At 66.9% G+C, this 21,107-nt stretch carries 19 protein-coding genes; 11 read left to right on the top strand and 8 right to left on the bottom strand.

Annotated elements, in window-relative coordinates:
- Positions 1-102 precede the first annotated feature (102 nt).
- Positions 103-2,133, bottom strand: coding sequence for a M3 family metallopeptidase (locus ACVOLJ_RS05465; protein WP_481563654.1), 2,031 nt, complete (start codon positions 2,131-2,133; stop codon positions 103-105).
- Positions 2,134-2,303: 170 nt separating this feature from the next.
- On the opposite strand from ACVOLJ_RS05465, the gene ACVOLJ_RS05460 reads away from it, so the two are divergent.
- Entirely contained in the window at positions 2,304-2,708 is a 405-nt protein-coding gene (locus tag ACVOLJ_RS05460) for a hypothetical protein (RefSeq protein ID WP_475278372.1), read from the top strand.
- A gap of 101 nt (positions 2,709-2,809) precedes the next feature.
- On the opposite strand, the gene ACVOLJ_RS05455 is transcribed toward ACVOLJ_RS05460, so the two are convergent.
- Entirely contained in the window at positions 2,810-3,922 is a 1,113-nt protein-coding gene (locus tag ACVOLJ_RS05455) for a PLP-dependent cysteine synthase family protein (RefSeq protein ID WP_475278373.1), read from the bottom strand.
- A gap of 126 nt (positions 3,923-4,048) precedes the next feature.
- Here ACVOLJ_RS05455 and gloA point away from each other — a divergent pair, with 126 nt between their 5' ends.
- Entirely contained in the window at positions 4,049-4,567 is a 519-nt protein-coding gene (gene gloA, locus ACVOLJ_RS05450; RefSeq protein ID WP_475278374.1) for a lactoylglutathione lyase, read from the top strand.
- 70 nt (positions 4,568-4,637) lie between these two features.
- Positions 4,638-5,066 (top strand): VOC family protein, encoded by a 429-nt coding sequence (locus ACVOLJ_RS05445; protein ID WP_475278375.1) that lies wholly within the window; start codon positions 4,638-4,640, stop codon positions 5,064-5,066.
- 94 nt (positions 5,067-5,160) lie between these two features.
- On the opposite strand, the gene ACVOLJ_RS05440 is transcribed toward ACVOLJ_RS05445, so the two are convergent.
- Together ACVOLJ_RS05440 and glmS are read right to left on the bottom strand one after the other, a co-directional pair.
- On the bottom strand, positions 5,161-5,592 hold the full coding sequence (locus ACVOLJ_RS05440) for a CBS domain-containing protein (RefSeq protein WP_475278376.1): 432 nt from the start codon (positions 5,590-5,592) through the stop codon (positions 5,161-5,163).
- Positions 5,593-6,050: 458 nt separating this feature from the next.
- A complete protein-coding gene (gene glmS / locus ACVOLJ_RS05435; protein WP_475278377.1) occupies positions 6,051-7,889 on the bottom strand; it encodes a glutamine--fructose-6-phosphate transaminase (isomerizing) in 1,839 nt (612 codons plus the stop codon).
- Between the two features lie 214 nt (positions 7,890-8,103).
- Between glmS and ACVOLJ_RS05430 the strand changes: the two genes are divergently transcribed.
- The 7 genes from ACVOLJ_RS05430 to ACVOLJ_RS05400 all read left to right on the top strand — a co-directional run bounded on the left by ACVOLJ_RS05430 (position 8,104) and on the right by ACVOLJ_RS05400 (position 15,933).
- The gene (locus ACVOLJ_RS05430) at positions 8,104-9,381 is read left to right on the top strand and encodes an efflux RND transporter periplasmic adaptor subunit (protein WP_481563653.1); all 1,278 of its coding nucleotides are present in this window, start codon (positions 8,104-8,106) and stop codon (positions 9,379-9,381) included.
- A gap of 24 nt (positions 9,382-9,405) precedes the next feature.
- Complete coding sequence (locus tag ACVOLJ_RS05425; RefSeq protein ID WP_475278379.1) at positions 9,406-10,128, top strand: ABC transporter ATP-binding protein; 723 nt, start codon at positions 9,406-9,408, stop codon at positions 10,126-10,128.
- A gap of 10 nt (positions 10,129-10,138) precedes the next feature.
- Positions 10,139-11,443, top strand: coding sequence for an ABC transporter permease (locus ACVOLJ_RS05420; RefSeq protein WP_481563652.1), 1,305 nt, complete (start codon positions 10,139-10,141; stop codon positions 11,441-11,443).
- 21 nt (positions 11,444-11,464) lie between these two features.
- Positions 11,465-12,679, top strand: coding sequence for an ABC transporter permease (locus ACVOLJ_RS05415; protein WP_481563651.1), 1,215 nt, complete (start codon positions 11,465-11,467; stop codon positions 12,677-12,679).
- A gap of 1 nt (position 12,680) precedes the next feature.
- Complete coding sequence (locus tag ACVOLJ_RS05410; protein WP_481563650.1) at positions 12,681-13,088, top strand: PDZ domain-containing protein; 408 nt, start codon at positions 12,681-12,683, stop codon at positions 13,086-13,088.
- A gap of 140 nt (positions 13,089-13,228) precedes the next feature.
- A complete protein-coding gene (locus ACVOLJ_RS05405; protein WP_481563649.1) occupies positions 13,229-14,575 on the top strand; it encodes a sigma-54-dependent transcriptional regulator in 1,347 nt (448 codons plus the stop codon).
- Positions 14,572-15,933: a sensor histidine kinase gene (locus ACVOLJ_RS05400; protein WP_481563648.1), complete on the top strand. Its 1,362-nt coding sequence runs from the start codon at positions 14,572-14,574 to the stop codon at positions 15,931-15,933. Before ACVOLJ_RS05405 ends, ACVOLJ_RS05400 begins: the two co-directional genes overlap by 4 nt.
- A 111-nt stretch (positions 15,934-16,044) precedes the next feature.
- On the opposite strand, the gene ACVOLJ_RS05395 is transcribed toward ACVOLJ_RS05400, so the two are convergent.
- Both ACVOLJ_RS05395 and glmU read right to left on the bottom strand, forming a co-directional pair.
- The gene (locus ACVOLJ_RS05395; RefSeq protein WP_481563647.1) at positions 16,045-16,578 is read right to left on the bottom strand and encodes a GNAT family N-acetyltransferase; all 534 of its coding nucleotides are present in this window, start codon (positions 16,576-16,578) and stop codon (positions 16,045-16,047) included.
- On the bottom strand, positions 16,547-17,914 hold the full coding sequence (gene glmU / locus ACVOLJ_RS05390) for a bifunctional UDP-N-acetylglucosamine diphosphorylase/glucosamine-1-phosphate N-acetyltransferase GlmU (RefSeq protein ID WP_481563646.1): 1,368 nt from the start codon (positions 17,912-17,914) through the stop codon (positions 16,547-16,549). Before glmU ends, ACVOLJ_RS05395 begins: the two co-directional genes overlap by 32 nt.
- 81 nt (positions 17,915-17,995) lie before the next feature.
- Between glmU and ACVOLJ_RS05385 the strand changes: the two genes are divergently transcribed.
- Positions 17,996-18,379 carry a GtrA family protein gene (locus tag ACVOLJ_RS05385; protein WP_475278388.1) on the top strand — a complete coding sequence of 128 codons (384 nt, stop codon included), beginning with the start codon at positions 17,996-17,998 and terminating at the stop codon, positions 18,377-18,379.
- A 4-nt stretch (positions 18,380-18,383) separates the two neighbouring features.
- Here ACVOLJ_RS05385 and ACVOLJ_RS05380 read toward each other — a convergent pair whose 3' ends face one another.
- Both ACVOLJ_RS05380 and ACVOLJ_RS05375 read right to left on the bottom strand, forming a co-directional pair.
- The gene (locus ACVOLJ_RS05380) at positions 18,384-20,600 is read right to left on the bottom strand and encodes a hypothetical protein (protein ID WP_481563645.1); all 2,217 of its coding nucleotides are present in this window, start codon (positions 20,598-20,600) and stop codon (positions 18,384-18,386) included.
- A gap of 74 nt (positions 20,601-20,674) precedes the next feature.
- Complete coding sequence (locus ACVOLJ_RS05375; RefSeq protein WP_005411127.1) at positions 20,675-21,097, bottom strand: F0F1 ATP synthase subunit epsilon; 423 nt, start codon at positions 21,095-21,097, stop codon at positions 20,675-20,677.
- Positions 21,098-21,107: the final 10 nt, after the last annotated feature.

The following is a 21,107-nucleotide window of genomic DNA, read 5'->3' as shown; positions in this document are numbered from 1 at the left end:
ACCTTGGTTGGCCTGGGCCTTTCGCCAACCAAGGTTGGCGCCTACCAGGGCGTTACGCCGTCTCCAGTAGATCCACGCCATGCGTGGAGGGCGGTAACGTGTTTACGCCATGCCCGAATGCCGCAGCAGCGCGTCGATCTGCGGCGCGCGACCGCGGAAGGCCCTGAAGTTCTCCGCCGCCGGACGGCTGCCACCACGCGACAGGATCTCATCGCGGAAGCGTGCGCCGGTTTCAGCCAACGCCTGCGGGGCTTCTTCGAATGCGGCATACGCATCGGCACTCAGCACTTCAGCCCACTTGTAACTGTAATAGCCGGCCGCGTAGCCGCCGGCGAAAATGTGGCTGAACTGATGCGGGAAGCGATTCCAGACCGGCGGATGGTTCACCGCCACTTCCGCGCGCACCCGGTCCAGCAGTGCCAGCACATTATCCTGCGCCGGCTCGAACTGGCTGTGCAGCAGCATGTCGAACAGGCCGAACTCCAGCTGGCGAACCGTCGCCATGCCGCTATGGAAATTGCGCGCGGCGAGCATGCGCTCGTACAGCGCGCGCGGCAGCGGCTCACCACTGTCCACGTGTGCGGTCATGCCCTGCAGGTGGTCCCATTCCCAGCAGAAGTTCTCCATGAACTGGCTGGGCAGCTCCACCGCATCCCATTCCACGCCATTGATGCCGGCCACGCCCAGCTCACCGATACGGGTCAGCAGCTGATGCAGGCCATGGCCCATTTCGTGGAACAGGGTGGTCACTTCGTTGTGGCTGAAGGTGGCCGGCTTGCCATCGGCACCGCGGCCGAAGTTGCAGACCAGGTACACCAGCGGCGTCTGCACGCTGCCATCGGCGCGCGCGCGGCGGTTGCGGCAGTCATCCATCCATGCGCCACCACGCTTGCCTTCGCGCGCGTACAGGTCCAGGTAGAACTGGCCCACCAGCGCACCCTGCGCATCGACCAGGCGGAAGAAACGCACATCCTCGTGCCAGACCGGCGCGCTGTCTTCCTGCACCTGCAGGCCATACAGCTGCTCGATCACCGAGAACAGGCCGCCAAGCACCTTCGGTTCGGTGAAGTACTGCTTCACTTCCTGCTCGGAATAGCTGTAGCGGGCCTGCTTCAGGCGATCGGCGGCGAACGCCAGGTCCCAGGCCTGCAGTGTGTCGATGCCCAGCTGTTCACGGGCGAACTGTTCCAGCTCGGCGCGGTCCTTGCCGGCGAACGGCTTGGCGCGCGCGGCCAGGTCACGCAGGAAGGCCAGCACTTCGGCCGGGTCCTGCGCCATCTTGGTAGCCACCGAATAGTCGGCGTAGGACGCAAATCCCAGCAGCGCGGCCAGTTCGGCGCGCAACGCTAGGATGCGGTCGATGTTGCCGCCATTGTCGAGCGCGTCGTCGCCGAATTCGGACGCACGCTGCGCACTGGCGCGATACAGGATCTCGCGCAGGTCGCGGTCCTCGCCCCAGGTCTGTACGGGCAGGTAGCACGGCATCTGCAGGGTCAGTTTCCAGCCCGGGACACCGTCTTTTTCCGCCGCCGAACGCGCCGCTGACTTCACATCATCGGGGATGCCGGCCAGACGTGCCGGGTCTTCGACAATCAAGGACCAGGCATCGGTGGCATCGAGGACGTTCTGCGAGAATTTCGCCGACAGCGCCGACAGTTCTTCCTTGATCGCCGCGAAGCGCTGCTGTGCCTGTGGGTCCAGTTCGGCACCGCCCAGGCGGAAGTCACGCAGGGTGTTTTCCAGCACCTTGCGGCGGGCGTCATCGAGTCCGGCAGCGTCGGCACTGGCGGCCAGTGCCTGGTACTGACGGTACAGCGCCAGGTTCTGGCCCAGCGCGCTGGCGAAGCGGGTGACGCGCGGCAGATTGCTGTTGTAGGCCTCGCGCAGTTCCGGTGTGTTGACCACACCCTGCAGGTGGCCCACCACGCCCCAGGCACGCCACAGGCGCTCGGTCGCGTCATCCAGTGGGGCCACGAAGGTCTGCCAGCTGACCGGCTGCACCTGCTCGGCGGCACTGACGGCCGCTTCGGCCTGCGCCAGCAGCACATCCAGCGCCGGTGCCACGTGCCCGGGCTGGATCGCCTCGAAGCGCGGCGGTCCGGAAAAATCGAGCAGGGGGTTGGCAACGGTCACGGCAGGTCTCCAGGATACGGGCCCGGCAAGGCGGGCAGCCTGGTGGATATGGCGCTGGCCCGGCCGGCAGTCAAGGGGGCCGGCGCCTTCGTTCACGTCGGCCTTACGGCAGCCGGTCGAAGCTGGCGGCGCGGGGGAGACCGCAGCGGAACGTGTCGAGGAGGCCCCACATGGAAGGTCTGGCTCCAGTTGCATCCGCAGTACGTTCACCATCGCTGGCGCTGTCGGCCAGCACCACCGAACTGGCCTGGATCGCCGCGCTGTGCGATGCCGGCGACGACGCCCCGCGCCACCTGCAGCAACTGCAGGCATTGCAGCACCAGGGCGGGCAGTTCACCGACGCGCAGGAGTGGTATCCGTTCGAGGTGATCGAACGCGGTGCCAGCCGGTTGCAGCTTGGCCACGAGCGCGAGTTCGTGATCTGCGTGCTGCTGTGGCTGCAGGCCCTGGCCCAGGGCCGCGCCAGCAGCCTGGACCCACGCCTGCACCTGGATGACCGTGCCGTGGAGATCGAGGGGCTGCCCGATGCCCTGCGTGATGCGGTGCTGGACGCGTTCATGGCCGCGGGGTATTGAGCGGCCGCTGATCGGCCGCTGCGCTCGCCGGGCATGGCCCGGCGCCCCCCTGCGGTGGGTTCCGATAGCGCCGGGCCGTGCCCGGCGGATGGTTGGCGAACCTACAGCGCTTCCAGGCTGCACCACGGCAGATCGGGCAGGCCCTGGCCGGCCACGGCCGCGGCCACCTGCACATCGGCCGATTCCACATCGATGCCCTGCCGCCCATACCAGGCCGGGTCGTAATAGCTGTGCGCATAGCGGTCACCGCTGTCGCACAGGATGCTGACGATGCTGCCCTGATGACCGGCCTGGCGCATCCACTGCGCGGCCTGCAGCACGCCGATGAAATTGGTGCCGGTGGAGCCACCGACACGGCGCCCCAACTGGCGGCTGACGTGACGCATGGCAGCCAGGCTCAGCGCGTCAGGCACTTTCACCATCGCATCGACGCTGGTCGGAATGAAGCTCGATTCAACGCGCGGCCGGCCGATGCCTTCCACCCGCGAACCACCGCTGCAGGTCAGCTCGCGCCAGCTGTTCTCGCCGGCCACGGCCGCCTGGTAGCCGTCGAAGAACACCGACACTTCCGGATCGGCGCACAGGATGCGGGTGTCGTGCCGGCGGTAGCTGACGTAGCGCCCCAGGGTCGCTGCCGTGCCACCGGTGCCGGGGCTGCATACGATCCATTCGGGGATCGCACTGGGCTCTTCGGCCATCTGCTTGAAGATCGATTCGGCGATGTTGTTGTTGGCGCGCCAATCGGTGGCACGCTCGGCGTAGGTGAACTGGTCCATGAAGTGGCCGCCGGTTTCACGGGCCAGCTTTTCCGAGTCACAGTTGAGGTCACAGGCACGCTCGACCAGATGGCAACGGCCGCCATGGAACTCGATCGCCGCGATCTTCTCCGGCGAAGTGGTGGCCGGCATCACGGCAATGAACGGCAGTCCCAGCAGGCGCGCGAAGTAGGCTTCGGACACCGCGGTCGAGCCACTGGATGCTTCGATCACCGGCCGTCCTTCACGCAGCCAGCCATTGGCCAGCGCGTACAGGAACAGCGAGCGCGCCAAGCGGTGCTTGAGGCTGCCGGTGGGATGGCTCGATTCATCCTTCAGGTACACGTCGATGCCGTCGAACCCGGGCAGCGCCAGCGGAATCAGGTGGGTATCGGCGGAGCGGTTGAAATCGGCTTCGATCTTGCGGATGGCCGCGGCCACCCATTCACGCTGCGACATGGCGGGCAATGCTCATCAGAACGGAACGGTGCGATCCGCCCATTGTACGTCGCAGTGCCGTCAGCTGCCGGGTCGTAGAATGGCACGCATCCGGCCGGTAGCGGCCTTGTCTGAAGGACCTCCCCCATGACCATTCCCGCCCTGCGCGATGTCCCCGGCGTCGCCGCCCAGGCCCCGGCCGAAACCACCGGCTTCGTGTTCAACCACACCATGCTGCGGGTGAAGGATGCCACCGCCTCGCTGGACTTCTACACCCGCGTGCTGGGCTACCAGCTGATCGACAAGCGCGACTTCGCCGAGGCCCAGTTCAGCCTGTACTTCCTGGCCTACGTGCCGGCCGGCGCCGTGGTACCCGAAGACGACGACGCCCGCCGCCTGTGGATGGCCGGCCTGCCGGGCGTGCTGGAGCTGACCCACAACCACGGCACCGAGGCCCAGGACGGCGCGGTCTACCACGACGGCAACAGCGACCCGCGCGGCTTCGGCCACATCTGCGTGTCGGTGCCGGATATCGAAGCGGCCTGCCAGCGCTTCGAGGACCTGGGCGTGACCTTCCAGAAGCGCCTGAGCGACGGCCGCATGAAGAACCTGGCCTTCATCAAGGACCCGGACGGCTACTGGGTCGAGATCATCGCCAACGCCTGACCGGCCGCGCCAGGCGCTCGCCGGGCATGGCCCGGCGCTACCACAGCGGTCCCCTTCTGAAGAGGTACGCATGGAAACGATGGAACTGCACCGTGGGCGACTGATCGACCACATCCAGCTGGTGGTGCGCGATCTGGCCGCCAGCCGCCGCTTCTACCAGGCCGTGTTCGATACGATCGGCATTCCGATCGCCGGTGAAGGCGAGGACTACTTCTGGGCCGATGAGCTGTTCATTTCCAGCGCCAGCAGCGAAGCCGCGGCCGGGCAGTTGACCGGCCGCCACCACCTGGCCTTCCAGGCCCGCGATACCGCCACCGTCGATGCCTTCCACACAGCGGCCATCGCCGCCGGCGGCAAGGACAACGGCGCGCCGGGCGAACGCCCCTACCATCCCGGTTACTACGGCGCCTTCGTGATTGATCCGGATGGCAACAACATCGAGGTCGTCTACCACGGTCCGGCCAGCTACAGCGCCGATTCGGTGAAGGTGAGCTTCTGATTCACGCGCTGCGCGCTCGGCGGGCATGGCCCGGCGCTACCAAACGACGAAGCCGGGCATTGCCCGGCTTCGTTTCATCATCACTGCGCGCGCCTTAGTGGGCGGCCATGTAGATGTCCTGCAGCACGGCTTTTTCCAGTTCCAGCTCACCCAGCAGGTTCTTCACGATGTCGCCCAGGCTGAGGATGCCGACCAGCGTGCTGCCGTCGGTGACCATCAGGTGGCGACGACGCGAGTACGTCATGAGCGACATGGCCTGCTTCAGCGTGGCCTCCGGTGCGATGCCTTCCAGGCCGGTCGACGGCAGGCTGGAAATCACGCGGCGGCCAGCCTGCGGGCCGTCATCGGCCAGGCTGCGGACGATGTCCTTCTCGGAAATGATGCCCACCGGCACATCATCCTTCATCACCACCAGCGCGGCGATCCTGTTCGCGCTCATCTTGTGCGCGGCGGCACCGATGGTGTCTTCGGTGTCGATGGTGATGACAGCTTCTTTCTTCGATTGCAGGAGCTCACGGACGTTCATTCTTGTTTCCTGGTGCAGGTCACTCAAGTCAGAAAAGTGTGCTCTGCCGATTCGCCCCCTCCCCGGGAACAGACCCTTCAGCGCACGTCTGGCGCAGGTTGCTGCCATCGGGAAGAGACCGGCAGGCAACGTGCTGCAACGCGAACGGGGCAGGGTTCAAACGCTCAACCCGGACCTCGGTCAACTCGATTCTACGACTGCGACCATCGGTCACTAGCGGCATCGATGGGACAGTTCATCGTGGGAACCTTTCGACGCTTCTGAGAATCGCACCCGGCCTGAAACCGGGGCTGAATGCAGCGCCCGCACGGCGCTAAAGTTCGGGCCCGGGCGGCCGGTGTACGCGCAACCGCCTCACCGTGCAAAGTCCGGCGGTCAGGCGGCGCCGGCTGCAGAACGAAAAAGGGTGGCCGCGATGGGCCACCCCTGCATGCATCAGCAGCCAGGCACGTCCGGCGTCATTCCACCGTAACGCTCTTGGCCAGGTTGCGCGGCTTGTCCACGTCCGTGCCGCGTGCCAGCGCAGTGTGGTACGCCAGCAGCTGCACCGGGATGGTGTGCACGATCGGGCTGAGCACGCCGGCGTGGCGCGGGGTGCGGATCACGTGCACGCCCTCGGACTCGTTGAAGTTGCTGTCCTGGTCGGCGAACACGAACAGCTCGCCGCCGCGCGCGCGCACTTCCTGCATGTTGGATTTGACCTTCTCCAGCAGGCTGTCGTTGGGCGCGATCACCACCACCGGCATGTCCTCGTCCACCAGCGCCAGCGGGCCATGCTTGAGCTCGCCGGCCGGATACGCCTCGGCATGGATGTAGGAGATTTCCTTGAGCTTGAGCGCGCCTTCCAGTGCGATCGGGTAATGCAGGCCGCGGCCAAGGAACAGCGCACTGCTCTTGCGCGCGAAGCGCTCGGCCCAGGCGGCAATCTGCGGTTCCATGTTCAAGGCATGCTGCACGCTGCCCGGCAGGAAGCGCAGCTGTTCCAGGTAGTCGGCTTCCTGTGCGGCATCGACACGGCCCTGCAGCTTGCCCAGCACCACGGTCAACTGGAACAGCGCAGCCAGCTGGGTGGTGAAGGCCTTGGTCGAGGCCACGCCGATCTCGGCGCCGGCACGGGTGTAGCAGACCAGTTCACTGGCGCGCGGAATCGCGCTTTCCGGCACGTTGCAGATCGACAGCGTGTGGGTGTGGCCCAGCGACTTGGCGTACTTCAGCGCTTCCATCGTATCCAGCGTTTCGCCGGACTGGGAGATGGTCACGATCAGGTGCTTCGGGTTCGCATAGGCGGCGCGGTAGCGGTACTCGCTGGCGATTTCCACGCTGCACGGCAGGCCGGCGATGGCTTCGATCCAGTAGCGCGCGGTCAGGCCCGAGTAGTAGCTGGTACCACAGGCCAGGATCTGCACCCCTTCAATGCCCGACAGCACCGCTTCTGCATTCTTGCCGAACAGTTCGGCCGGAAAGCCACCGGCATCGATGGCCGCTTCGATGGTGTCGCCCAGCGCGCGCGGCTGCTCGTGGATTTCCTTCTGCATGAAGTGGCGGTACGGCCCCAGCTCCAGCGATGCCAGCGACACGTCGGACAGGTGCACCTCGCGCTCGACCGGCTGATCGTTGCCGTCGAAGATGCTGACGCCATCACGGCGGATCTCCGCGGTGTCGCCCTCTTCCAGGAAGATCACCGTGCGCGTGGCCGACAGCACCGCCGATACATCCGACGCCACGAAGTTCTCGCCCTCGCCCAGGCCGACCAGCAACGGGCAGCCCATGCGCGCGCAGACGAAACGTTCCGGCTCGGCGCGGCTGACCACGGCCAGCGCATAGGCGCCGGTCAGTTCCTTCACCGTGTGCTGCAGCGCGACCAGCAGGTCATCGCCATTCTTCAGATGGTGGTGGATCAGGTGCGCGATCACTTCGGTGTCGGTCTGCGACTCGAAGCTGTAGCCCATCGCGCGCAGCTTCTCGCGCTGTTCTTCGTGGTTCTCGATGATGCCGTTGTGCACCAGGGCCACGCCGTGGCTGATGTGCGGGTGCGCATTGGCCTCGGTCACCCCGCCATGGGTGGCCCAGCGGGTGTGACCGATGCCGAGGCTGGCAGCGAAGCCTTCGGCCTCGGCGGCGGTGGCCATTTCCGAAACGCGACCGGTGCGGCGCACGCGGCGCACGTCGGGCCGTTCAGCCTGGTCGATCACTGCAATGCCGGAGGAATCGTAGCCACGGTATTCCAGTCGCTTCAGTCCTTCGATCAGCACCGGTACCACATCGCGATCCGCGATCGCACCCACGATTCCACACATGTCGCGCAATTCCTTGAAGACGGTCGGCGCATTCTAGCGTGGGTGTCCGCCAACCCCCTCCTGTCCGCTTAATGAAAGTGTCCGGAAAGGTGTCCGCGGACACCCGGACAGTGGGGGCAAGCGCGTAAATCATTGATGAAAAAGAAAATAAAGTTGGCACGCGGTGTGCTTTATCCCTGTCACCACTCTGGCACCACCGACAGGCACGAACCCGATGATCCGCGACACCTCCGCCCAGGACCAGATCGTTTCCTCCGCTTCGGCCAGTGCCCCCAAGGCCGCCTGGCACCGCTACCGCTGGCCGGCGCTGGCCGGTATCGCGCTGCTGGCCGGCATCGGCTGGGCGGTGCACGCCTGGTCCAACGCCAGCCGTTCGTTCGACAGCAGCCGGGTACGCGTGGCCGAGGTGCAGCGCGGCGACCTGGTGCGCGACATCGCTGCCGACGGCCGCGTGATCGCCGCCAACAGCCCGGTGCTGTACGCGATCTCCAGCGGCACGGTCGACCTGAAGGTGGTCGCCGGTGACGTGGTCAAGAAGGGCCAGGAACTGGCGATCATCGACAGCCCGGAACTGCGCAGCAAGCTTGCCCAGGAAGAAGCCACCCTTGCCGGCCTTGAGGCTGAAGCCAGCCGTGCCAACCTGGACGCCACCCTGGCCCGGGCCAAATCGCGCAAGGAAACCGACCAGGCCAGCATCGAGCGCCAGGCCGCCGACCGCGACCTGCAGCGCTACCAGCGCGGCTTCGATGGCGGCGCGGTGCCGCAGATCGAACTGGCCAAGGCCCAGGACAGCCTGAAGAAGGCCGACATCAACCTGGCCAACGCCACCACCGACTCCCGCCTGCAGAGCCAGGGCGCCGACCTGGACGCGCGCAACAAGCGGCTGCTGGCCGACCGCCAGAAGTCGGTGGTTGCCGAGGTGCAGCGCCAGGTGGATGCGCTGACCCTGCGCGCACCGTTCGATGGCCAGGTCGGCCAGGTGCAGGCGACCCAGGCCACCAACCTGGCGGCCAACGCGCCGGTGCTGGGCGTGGTCGACCTGTCCAAGTTCGAGGTCGAGATCAAGGTGCCGGAAAGCTTCGCCCGTGACCTGGCGATCGGCATGCCGGCACAGCTGACCGGCGGCAACGGCCAGCCATTCCCCGGCGAGATCAGCGCGGTGTCGCCGGAAGTGGTCAACGGCGAGGTCAATGCACGCGTGCGCTTTGCCGCCAGGCAGCCCGAGGGCCTGCGCCAGAGCCAGCGGATGTCGGTGCGGGTGCTGCTGGACACGCGCAGGAACGTGCTGAAGGTCGAGCGCGGCCCGTTCGTCGAACAGGGCAACGGCGTGGCCTACGTGATGGACGGACGCACCGCCGTGCGGCGTCCGGTGGAGCTGGGCGTCAGCAGCCTGGGCGAAGTGGAAATCAAATCGGGTGTGCAGCCGGGGGACCGCATCGTGGTCTCGGGCAGCGACCTGTTCAAGGACGCCGAACGCGTCACCGTCAACTGATATTTCCTGGAGAGAGGACACCCCATGTACATGCTCGAAATGCGTTCGGTCGCCAAGGTCTTCCGTACCGAACAGGTGGAAACCCATGCACTGCGCTCGCTGGAACTGCAGGTCAAGGAAGGCGAGTTCGTCGCTGTCACCGGCCCGTCCGGTTCCGGCAAGACCACCTTCCTCAACATCGCCGGCCTGCTGGAGACCTTCACCAGCGGCACCTACATGCTCGATGGCCAGGACGTCAGCACGCTCGGCGATGATGCGCGCAGCCGCCTGCGCAACCAGAAGATCGGTTTCATCTTCCAGGGCTTCAACCTGATTCCCGACCTGAACCTGTTCGACAACGTCGACGTGCCGCTGCGCTACCGCAAGATGAGCGCCGGTGAACGCCGCGAACGCATCGAGAAGGCGCTGAGCCAGGTCGGCCTGGGTTCGCGCATGAAGCACTACCCCAATGAACTGTCCGGTGGCCAGCAGCAGCGTGCGGCGATCGCCCGCGCCCTGGCCGGCAGCCCGCGCCTGCTGCTGGCCGACGAACCGACCGGCAACCTGGATACGCAGATGGCGCGCGGCGTGATGGAACTGCTGGAGGAGATCAACGCCGCCGGCACCACCATCGTCATGGTCACCCATGATCCGGAACTGGCCGCGCGTGCGCAGCGCAACGTGCACATCGTCGATGGCCAGGTGACCGACCTGGTGCGTGAACCGGTGCTGGCCACCCCGCGCCGCATCGCCGCCGTCAACGAGTGAGGGCACGACCATGTTCGCCTACTACGCTCGACTGGCGGTACGCAGCTTCCGCCGCAACAAGGTACTGACCGCGCTGATGGTGGTGGCCATCGCACTGGGCATCGGTGCTTCGATGACTACCCTGACCGTGTTCCATGTGCTTTCTGGTGATCCGATTCCGGACAAGAGCGATCGCCTGTTCTACGTGCAGGTGGATCCACGCCCGCGCTCGGGTTACCTGACCGGCGAAGAGCCGGAGGAGCAGATGACGCGCTTCGACGCCGAGACCCTGCTGCGCGAGAAGCGTGGACAGCGCCAGGCGATGATGAGTGCCGGCGATGTCACCATCGAGCCGGAGGGCAGCACCTTGAAGCCGTTCACCATCGATACGCGCTGGTCGTCGGCCGACTTTTTCCCGATGTTCAACGTGCCGATGCAGTACGGTCGCGCGTGGACGGCCAGCGATGACGACAGCCGCTCGCGGGTCGTGGTCCTGTCCAAGACGCTCAACGACAAGCTGTTCCAGGGTGCCGACAGCGTTGGCCGGCAGATCCGGGCCAGCGGCCATTCGCTGCGGGTGATCGGGGTGATGCAGCAATGGAATCCCGAACCGCACTTCTTCGACCTGACCGTGGGCAACTACGGCCGCGAAGAAGACCTGATGATGCCGATGTCCACCGCGATGGATCTGAAACTGGGCAGCAACGGCAACATGAACTGCTTCGGCGACAGCACGCCCGGCGAAGACAGCAATTCGCTCAATGCACCCTGCACCTGGCTCCAGTACTGGGTGGAGCTGGAACCGTCCAAGGTCGATGACTATCGCCGCTACCTGACCAACTATTCCGACCAGCAGCGTGCCGCCGGCCGCTTCGAACGCCCGGCCAACGTGCGCCTGCGCACCGTGATGGAATGGCTGACCTTCAAGAATGCAGTGCCCAGCGATGTGCGCCTGCAGATGTGGCTGGCACTGGGGTTCCTCGGCGTATGCCTGGTCAACACGGTCGGCCTGCTGCTGGCCAAGTTCCTGCGCCGCAGCGGTGAGATCGGCGTGCGCCGTGCACTGGGTGCCAGCCGCGGACAGATCTTCCTGCAGTGCCTGGTGGAAGCCGGTGCGGTGGGTGTGGTCGGTGGTGTACTCGGCATCGCCCTGGCGCTGCTGGGCCTGTACGCGGTGCGTCAGCAGCCGGTGGACTACGCCAAGCTGGCCCACCTGGACGGCAGCATGCTGCTGCTCGCCCTTGGCCTGACCCTGCTTGCCAGCCTCGCTGCCGGTTTCCTGCCCGCCTGGCGCGCGATGCAGGTCACCCCGGCCATCCAGCTCAAGTCGCAGTAAGCACCAGAACGAGGACTTCCCATGGACATCCGCCCCATCCTCAGCACTCTGCGCCGGCACAAGACCGCGGCCGCACTGATCGTGCTGGAAATCGCCCTGACCTGCGCCATCGTCTGCAACGCCTTGTTCCTGGTCACCCAGCGCGTGGAAAAGATCAGCCTGCCCAGCGGCCTGGTCGAGAACGAACTGGTGATGATCCGGGTCAGCGGCATTGGTGAACAGACCAACGCCCTGGCCCGTACCAACGAAGACCTGGCGTCGCTGCGCGCCATTCCAGGGGTGACCAGCGTCGCCAAGGTCAACCAGTTGCCGTTCCGGCGCAATTCCAGCAACACCAGCATCTCGCGCGAGCGCGATCAGGAACGCCCGACCGCCTTTGTTTCGCAGTACATGGTCGGCGAGAATTCGCTGGCCACGCTGGGCCTGCAACTGGTCGCCGGGCGCGACTTCCAGCCCAGCGAGTACATCGATCTTGAAGAAGCACAGAAGTACCCCAAGCCTGACCGCGCTGCGCCGGTGATCATCAACCAGCAGGTTGCCGCCAAGATGTACCCGGACCAGAGCGCGCTGGGCAAGACGTTCTACATGGGCAACCAGGCCCTGCACGTGGTCGGCGTGGTCGCCCACCTGGCAGCGCCCACCGACTACAACGACAACAGCACGCTGTCGATGATCCTGCCGGTGCGTACCGACTTCACCCGCGGCCCGTACATGCTGCGGACCTCGCCGGAACGTCGCGATGAAGTGCTGAAGGGCGCGCTGGCCGCGCTGGAACGCAACGACCCCAACCGCCTGGTGCGCGAGAAGCTGACCTACGAGGAACAGCGCGCCGACTACTTCAAGAACGACCGCGCCATGGTCGGCCTGCTGGTCACCGTGTGCATCGCGCTGCTGGTGGTCACCGCGCTGGGCATCGTCGGCCTGGCCAGCTTCTGGGTGCAGCAGCGCAGCAAGCAGATCGGCATCCGTCGCGCACTCGGCGCCACCCGTGGGCAGGTGCTGCGCTACTTCCAGACCGAGAACTTCCTGCTGGCCACGCTGGGCATCGTGCTGGGCATGCTGGCGGCCTATGCCATCAACCTGGCACTGATGAACATGTACGAATTGCCGCGCATGCCGCTGCTGTACCTGCCGCTGGGTGCCGTGCTGCTGTGGGTGCTGGGCCAGATCGCCGTATTCGGGCCAGCCCGCCGCGCTGCGGCCGTACCACCGGCCGTCGCCACGCGGGGGGCGTGAGATGCGCGCTTCCGTGCTGACAGTGATGTTGGCCGTCTTCCTGCCGCTGCCGGCACTTGCCGGCACCAGCACCACCACCTCGCAGACGCTGGATTGGCGGCAGGATGACGCACGGTTGTCGCTGCGTTCCACCGAGGGCCAGGTGCGGGTGGACGCGGCCAGCCCCGAAGCACGCTTCGGCGTGCGCCGCGGCGACCGCATCCTGCGTGCCGACGACACGCCGGTACGGCAGATCGAGCAGCTCGGGCAGGCCATGCAGCGGACGTCCTCGCCCACGGTCTACCTGCTGCTGCGTCGCGACGGCCGCCAGTTGACGGTGCCGGTGGCGGTGTCGGCGTGGCGGGCGGCGCTGAACCCGCCAGCACCGCCACCGCCACCGCCGCCGCCACCACCGCCGCCACGGCGCTGAGTCCGGACGCCCCTGCGCTGCCGCTGGTTTCGCTATATTGCAGAGCGGCCCGGTAGCGCCGGGCCATGCCCGGCGGTTCCAGCCGCTGCAACTGCACCCGCCCCGCCGTGCACGGCCCGGCGCTACCCTCTTTGCGACCCATGCCCACGATCCTGATCATCGACGACAATGCCAGCGTGGGCACCGCGCTGGATGTGCTGCTCTCCCTGCACGACATCGACACGCTGCAGGCGCAGAGCCCGACCGACGGTCTGGCCCTGCTGGAATCGCAGCCGGTCGACCTGGTCATCCAGGACATGAACTTCAGCGAGGACACCACCTCGGGCGAGGAAGGCGAGGCATTGTTCGCGCAGATCCGCGCGCGTCATCCGGACCTGCCGGTGGTGCTGCTGACCGCCTGGACGCACCTCAGCAGCGCGGTGGACCTGGTCAAGGCCGGCGCCGCCGACTACCTGGCCAAACCCTGGGACGACCGCAAGCTGCTGACCACGGTCAACAACCTGCTGGAACTGTCTGAAGCCCGGCGCGAACTGGACCAGCGACGCAGCCGCGAACTGCGCCAGCGCCATGCACTGGAAGAAAAGTACGATCTGTGTGGCGCCGTGTTCGCCGACCCGGCCAGCGAGCGCATCATCGCCCTCGCCTGCCAGGTCGCGCGCTCGGACCTGCCGGTGCTGATCACCGGCCCCAACGGTGCCGGCAAGGAGAAGATCGCGCAGATCATCCAGGCCAATTCGCTGGCGGCCAAGGGCCCGTTCGTGACGGTGAACTGCGGCGCGCTGCCTTCGGAACTGATCGAGGCCGAACTGTTCGGCGCCGACGCCGGTGCCTACACCGGTGCCAACAAGGCGCGCGAGGGCAAGTTCGAGGCCGCCGACGGCGGCACCCTGTTCCTGGACGAGATCGGCAACCTGCCGCTGGGCGGGCAGATGAAGCTGCTGCGCGTGCTGGAAACCGGGCGCTTCGAGCGGCTGGGTTCCAACCGCGAACGCCAGGTCAAGGTGCGCGTGGTCAGCGCCACCAACGCCGACCTGCCGGCGATGATCCGCGATGGCAGCTTCCGCGAAGACCTTTACTACCGGCTCAACACCGTGGAGCTGGCATTGCCGCCGCTGGCCGAGCGGCCCGGCGACATCCTGCCGCTGGCCGAACATTTCCTCGGCAACGGCAAGCCGCTGGCCAGCACCGCAGCCAGTGCACTGCAGCGCCACCCGTGGCCGGGCAACGTGCGCGAACTGCGCAACGTGATCCAGCGTGCCGAGCTGCTGGCCACCGGCAACCGCATCGAGGTGGCCGATCTGAACCTGCCGCGTGCACCGGCTGCGCCGCGGCCGGCACCCAGCGCCGGCAATGATCCCGATCGCGCCCGCATCGAAGACGTGCTGGCGCGCAACCACGGGGTGATCGCGCAGGCCGCCGCCGAGCTCGGCCTCAGCCGCCAGGCGCTGTACCGGCGCATGGACCGGCACGGCATCCCGCGCGAATGAAACGGCGCTCCTTCACCTTCCGCCTGTTCCTGCGCCTGCTGCCGGTGCTGGCGCTGGCCGCCGCGCTGCCATGGCTGCTGGCGTACTGGATGGACCATGGCTGGGTGGTGACCACCGTCTCCACGATCGTCCTGTTGTCGCTGATGTGGTGGACGCTGCGCCGCGCCACCGCGCCGGTGCGCTCGTTGATGCGGGCGCTGTCCGGCACCACCAGCAGCTACCGCGATGGCGAGTACAACTTCGGCATCTACTGGCCCGGCAATGATGAGCTGGGCGACCTGGTGCGGGCCCATCGCGAGCTGGGCGAGGTACTGCGCGCGCAGCGCCAGGGGCTGGTGCAGCGCGAACTGCTGCTGGACACGATGGTGCAGAACACGCCGGTGGCGATGCTGCTGATCGCCGCTGGCGGTGATGGCATTGCGCGGGTGGTGTTCTCCAACCTGGCCGCACGCAAGCTGCTGCATGGTGGATGGAAACTGGAAGGACAGCGCCTGGAAGACGTGCTGGAACAGCTGCCGGTGGAGCTGCGCGATGCGATCGGGCGCGGCGGCGACAGCCTGTTCTCGGTGAAGGCGGAGAACGAAGACGGCGTGGAAGGCGACGAGGACGACGAGCAGGTCTATCACCTGTCGCGGCGTGCTTTCCAGCTCAACGGCCGACCGCATGACCTGCTGCTGGTGCGCCAGCTGACCGCCGAGCTGCGCCGGCAGGAAGTGCAGACCTGGAAGAAGGTGATCCGGGTCATCAGCCACGAACTCAACAACTCGCTGGCACCGATCGCGTCGCTGGCGCATTCGGGCGGCGAGCTGGTCAGGCGTGAGCGCTTCGACCGGCTGCCCGAGATCTTCAGCACCATCGAAGATCGCGCGCGCCATCTGGAGGGCTTCATCCGCGGCTATGCGCGCTTCGCCAAGCTGCCACAGCCGCAGCTGCAGACCGTGCAATGGGCGCCGTTCCTGTCCAGCCTGTGCCAGCAGATTCCGTTCACGATGCAACGCGAGCCCGACCCGGAACTGAGCAGCCGGATCGACATCGCGCAGTTCGGCCAGGCCCTGCTGAACCTGCTGAAAAACGCACACGAGGCCTGTGCCGAAGCCGATCCACCCAACGATGACGTGCAGGTGCAGGTGGCACGGCTGCCGCAGTGGTTGCGCCTGGATGTGCTGGACCGCGGCAAGGGCATGAACGAGCAGGTACTGCAGAACGCGTTGATGCCGTTCTATTCGACCAAGCGCAATGGCACCGGGCTGGGGCTGGCACTGACCCGCGAGATCGTCGAAGCGCACGGTGGCCGCGTATCGCTGCAGAACCGCACCGACGGCGGGCTGTGCGTATCGATCCTGCTGCCGGTGAGCTGAGCGGGTTTCGCTGTCCACACAGGGCGTGGATGATGCTCCGGCAGGTGCCGACCCTGGTCAGCCCGTCAGTAGATCCACGCCATGCGTGGACATGCCGACCAAGGTCGGCAGCTACCAGACGCGCCGCATCACCACCCGCAGCTGCATCGGAAATCCCAGCGCGGCTTCTTCGGCCATCACCGCGCGCAGGCCATCGCTCCACTGTGCCTGCGGCACGACCTCGAACCCTTCGCTGGCGTAGAAGGCGGCATTCCACGGCACATCCGTCAACGTGGTCAGCACCGCCGCCGGGTAACCGCGCGCGTTGGCCTCGCCCAGCGCATGCCGCAACAACGCACGCCCGTACCCGCGCCGTGCATATGCCGGATCGACGTCCATCTGCAGCACATGGAAGTCGCCATCCAGCGCATCGCCCAGCAGGTAGCCGGCAATGCCGCCGCCCGGTGCCTCGACCACCCACAGGTATCCGCGCTGCAGGCCGGCCTGCAGCGTTGCCAGATCCAACCCATGACCGGCAAAGACGGAATACGCCACGTGCCCACGCAGCAACTCGCCTGCGCGCCGCTCGATACCCGGCAGCGCGTCCAGCTCGTTGGCGCGCGCGTGTCTGGGCTCAGGGCTTCTTGACGGGACGATGCCAGCCATCGAGGGTTTCCTGGCGCGCGCGCGCCAGGGTCAGCTTGCCCTCCGGCGCATTGCGGGTAATCACCGAGCCGGCTGCAATGGTCGCCCCGTCACCGATCACCACCGGCGCCACCAGCGCGCTGTTGGAACCGATGAAGGCGTTGTCGCCGATGGTGGTGGTGGACTTGTTCACGCCATCGTAGTTGCAGGTGATGGTGCCGGCGCCGATGTTGACCTTGCTGCCGATCACCGCGTCACCCAGGTACGTGAGATGGTTGGCCTTGCTGCCGACCCCGAGGGTGACCTTCTTGGTTTCCACGAAGTTGCCCACGTGCACGCCATCGGCCAGCACCGTGCCCGGCCGCAGGCGCGCGAACGGACCGATCTGCGCCGCGCCTTCAGCGATGACGCCTTCGATATCGCAATGCGCGCGCACCTCGGTGCCGGCACCGAGGGTGACATCCTTCAAGCGCGTGAACGGGCCGATGGTCACCCCGTCACCCAGCACCACCTTGCCTTCCAGGATCACATCGACATCGATCAGCACGTCGTTGCCGACGATGACATCGCCGCGGATATCCAGCCGGGCCGGATCACGCACACGCGCGCCCTGGGTGCACAGTGCTCGCACTGCGCGGCGCTGCCAGGCGCGTTCGAGCTGCGCGAGCTGCCATGGATCATTGGCGCCTTCGGCATCCTGGGCATCGGCGACCAGCGCCATCTCCGCCGGGGTGAACTCGTGCGCGGCGAAGGCGAACACGTCGGTGAGGTAGTACTCGCCCTGCGCGTTGCTGTTGGACAGCTGTGACAGCCAACGGCGCAGCGCGGTCGATTCGGCGGTGATGATGCCGGTGTTGATGATGCGCACGCGGCGCTGCTCCTCATCGGCGTCCTTCTGCTCGACGATCGCCCCCACCTTGCCCTCGGCATCACGCAGCACGCGGCCGTAGCCGGTGGGGTCCTCGACATCGGCCACCAGTACCGCCAGACGGCCAGGCTGGGCCAGCAGGTCGCGCAGCGTCTGCGCGCGGATCAGCGGCACATCGCCGTACAGCACCAGCACCTGCGCGGCATCGGGCACCTCCGGCATGGCCTGGGCCACCGCGTGGCCGGTACCCAGCTGCTGCGCCTGCTCGGCCCACAGCAGATCCGGCTGGTCTGCGAAATACGCCCGGACCCGTTCACCGCCGTGGCCATACACCACGTGGATGGCGGCCGGCTGCAGCTCACGCGCCGTGGCGATCACGTGGGCCAGCATCGGCTGCCCGGCGATCGGCTGCAGCACCTTGGGCAGCACCGACTTCATGCGCTTGCCAGCGCCGGCAGCGAGGATGATGACGTGCAGGGGTTGGGTCATGGAGCGGCAATCCGTCGTTCGTTGCCGCTGATTCTAGAACGAGGGCCGTTAACATGGGGGCCCGTCCGCCACGCCGCCGCAATGACCCTGCTACGCCAAGGCAGCTCGTACATCGTCATCGGCCTGGTGCAGCTGCTGCTGGACTGGCTGGTGTTCGTCGGCAGCACCGCGCTGGGGCTGCCGGTGGTCCCCGCCAACATCGCCGGGCGCGTGGCAGGCATGCTGCTGGGTTTCTGGCTCAACGGCCGCTACACCTTCGCCGCCGCCGGCCAGCACCGTCTTGGCTGGCGGCGCTTCGCGCGCTTCCTTCCGCTGTGGCTGCTGCTCACCGCAGCCAGCACCGTGCTGGTGAGCGCGGCCGACCACACGCTGGGGCTGCAGTACGCATGGCTGGCCAAGCCGCTGGTGGAGGGTGGCCTGGCGCTGGTGTCGTTCCTGCTGCTGCGCCACGTGGTGTATCGCTGACCGGTCAGCGACGATCACCGTCGCGCCGCAGGTGCACGCCCAGGCCCTCACGCCACAGCTGCAGCGCGCTGTAGCGCAACCGCACCTGATGCTGCCCGGCCGGCACGCACAGTGCATGGAACAGGCCATTGCCGCGCAGCAGCGGCAGTGCCTGGCCATCCTCGAGCTGCGCCTGCCAGCCACGGCCGGTGGTTTCGTTGATCACCACCCATGCCGCTCGGTCGGCCACCACCGTCAGCTCGATGCGTCCCGGCTGGTAGTGCAGCACCTGCACCGTGGCCTCACCGGCATCCTGTTCGGCGCAGCCGCTGCTGGCGGCGGCCGGCAGCCACAGCTGCCGGTTGAAATCGGTCTGGTTGAACAGCGGCGCAGGCGGTAGACGCTCGCCATGGCGGCGCACCTGTCGCGGATTCAGTACACGTGGCAGCACACTGTCACGCCGCGCAAGCTGCACCTGGTCGCCCTGCGCGCTGGAGCCCGGGAACGGCTCCTGGGCCAGCAGCCAACGCACGCCCAGCAGGTCGTACAGGGGAGCGGCGGTGTCTGGCATCCAGGCGGTCGCGGCTTTCTGCTGGAAGGTATCCACCGGTTCGCCCGGCATCCCGGTCATCTGCAGATAGTCACTTGCCAGCAGCGGGTTGTAGCCGTTCGCCAGCGCAATGGCATGCACCGCCGCGCCATTGGTGAGTCCGCCGATGCCGAAGACCACCGCGCGTTCGGGTATGCCGTCATGCCGCTCTGCCGCCAGCAACGCATAGGCGCGCTGCGCGGGGCCCGCACGATCGGCGGTGAGCACCGATTTGGTGCCGCTGCCCGCGTTGAAGCTGGTGCCGACGTTGAACAACAGCAGGTCCAACAGCACCAGCGCCAGCACCCAGCGCGCAGGCGCCCGGTGGCGGCGCAGCACCTGCACCGCAGCCACGCCCAGCGCGGCGCTGACCGCAAGCCAGGCGAAGGCGAGCGGATGGCCATGATCGATCGCCAGCCATGCAGCACACGCAGCCAGCACCACCACGGCCACCACAGACACCCAATGCAATCGCAATGGCTGCCGCTGCAGGGCAACCTGCAGGGCATTGGCACCCAACCACGCCGCCGCAGGCACGGTAAGGAACAGCGCATCGGACGGGCGCCGGAACAGGTCCAGCCCCGGAAGCCAGCCAAACAGCCAGGGGAACAGTGGCGTCGCGCCTCCCACCGCGATCAGGATCGTCAGCGTCAGCGCGCCCAGTGCGATGCGGGTCGCCACCGGCTTGCGCCGCAGCACCTCACCGCCCCAGAGCAGCCACAGCGCCAGCGGCACCGCTCCCAGATAGAGATAGTCAGCGCTGATGTCACCGAAGGCCCAGCTGTCGCCGCGTCCCTGTGAAAACACATTGCCCGACAGCAGTGTCACCAGGGTCTGCCAATGGATGGCACCCGGCAGCGCGGCTTCCAGCGACAGACCATTGCGATTGGTCTGGTCCAGCCAGGCCAGCGTGGACAGCCACTGCGGCGCACTCACAACGCCGGCGAGAATGGCCACCGCACCCAGCTGCCACAGCAGGCGCACGCGCTGACCCCGTGCCAGCAGGACAGCACCCACGGCGTAGATCGCGCACGCGAGGATGATGAAATAGGTGACCTGGGTCAGTTGCAGCGCACACAGGCCGCCGGCCACACCGGCCAGCAGGATGTCGCGCATCCGTCCCCGCCGGCGGACCTGCTCCAGGCCCAGCCACAGCCAGGGCAGCAGGCAGTAGCTGATGATCATCGGCGTGTGCTGCAGGCGCGAAGCGGCCACGCCACCAAACATCAGCGTCAGTGCGAACAGCAGCTGCGTCGGCGGCGGCATGCCCTGCACGCGGCCCAGCCGCAGCGCACCCAGGCCGCCTGCCAGCACATGCAGCAGCACCACCACCGTGAACAGGTGCAGGGAGCTCGGCGCCAGCAGCATCGGCAGCAGCACCGTCGGCTGCAGCGTCATCATCTGCGGGTCGGCCACCTGCGGGTAACCACCGTAGAGATACGGATTCCACCAGGGGGCCTGCAGATGACGCAGCTGCTCGGCACTGAAGCTGACGGCCGGGAAGAACTGCTGCACGGCGTCGAAGGGAATGGTCTTGATGCCACTGAGCCATGGCAGGCACAGCACGATCCAGGCAATCAGGAACACGCCTGCCGGTGTGCGCCACTGGCGTTGCCAACTGCCGCCTGCAATCGCTGTCGAGTACTGCTGCATTCCCTGCTCCTGTGGAAAACAAACAAAAACGCCGGCATGCGAGCCGGCGTTTCTGCTTGATGACGCGCTGGACCTCAGTGCTTGAGGGTCTTGCGCAGGCGCTCCAGCGCCTGCAGCTGGACAACGGCTTCGGCCAGCTTCTGCTGGGCTTCGGCCACTTCCATCGCTTCACCGCGGTTGGCCAGGATGCGTTCGGCTTCTTCCTTGGCCTTGCGGACCGAGGCTTCGTCGATGTCCTGTGCGCGGATCGCGGTGTCGGCCAGCACGGTCACCACCTGCGGCTGCACTTCCAGGATGCCGCCGGAGATGGCGAAATCCAGCTGCTCGCCATTCGGCGTGGTCACCACCACCTTGCCCGGCTTCAGGCGGGTGATCAGCGGTGCGTGCTTGGGCGCGATGCCCAGTTCGCCCAGCTCACCGGTGGCCACGACCAGGGTCGCCTCACCACGGAAGATTTCCTGCTCGGCGCTGACGATGTCGCAACGGATGGTGCTCATGGAACTCTCT

This window comes from Stenotrophomonas sp. STEN046, assembly GCF_056759755.1.
The sequence above is the reverse complement of the archived record's forward strand: the minus strand, read 5'-3'. Positions and strand labels throughout refer to the sequence as shown.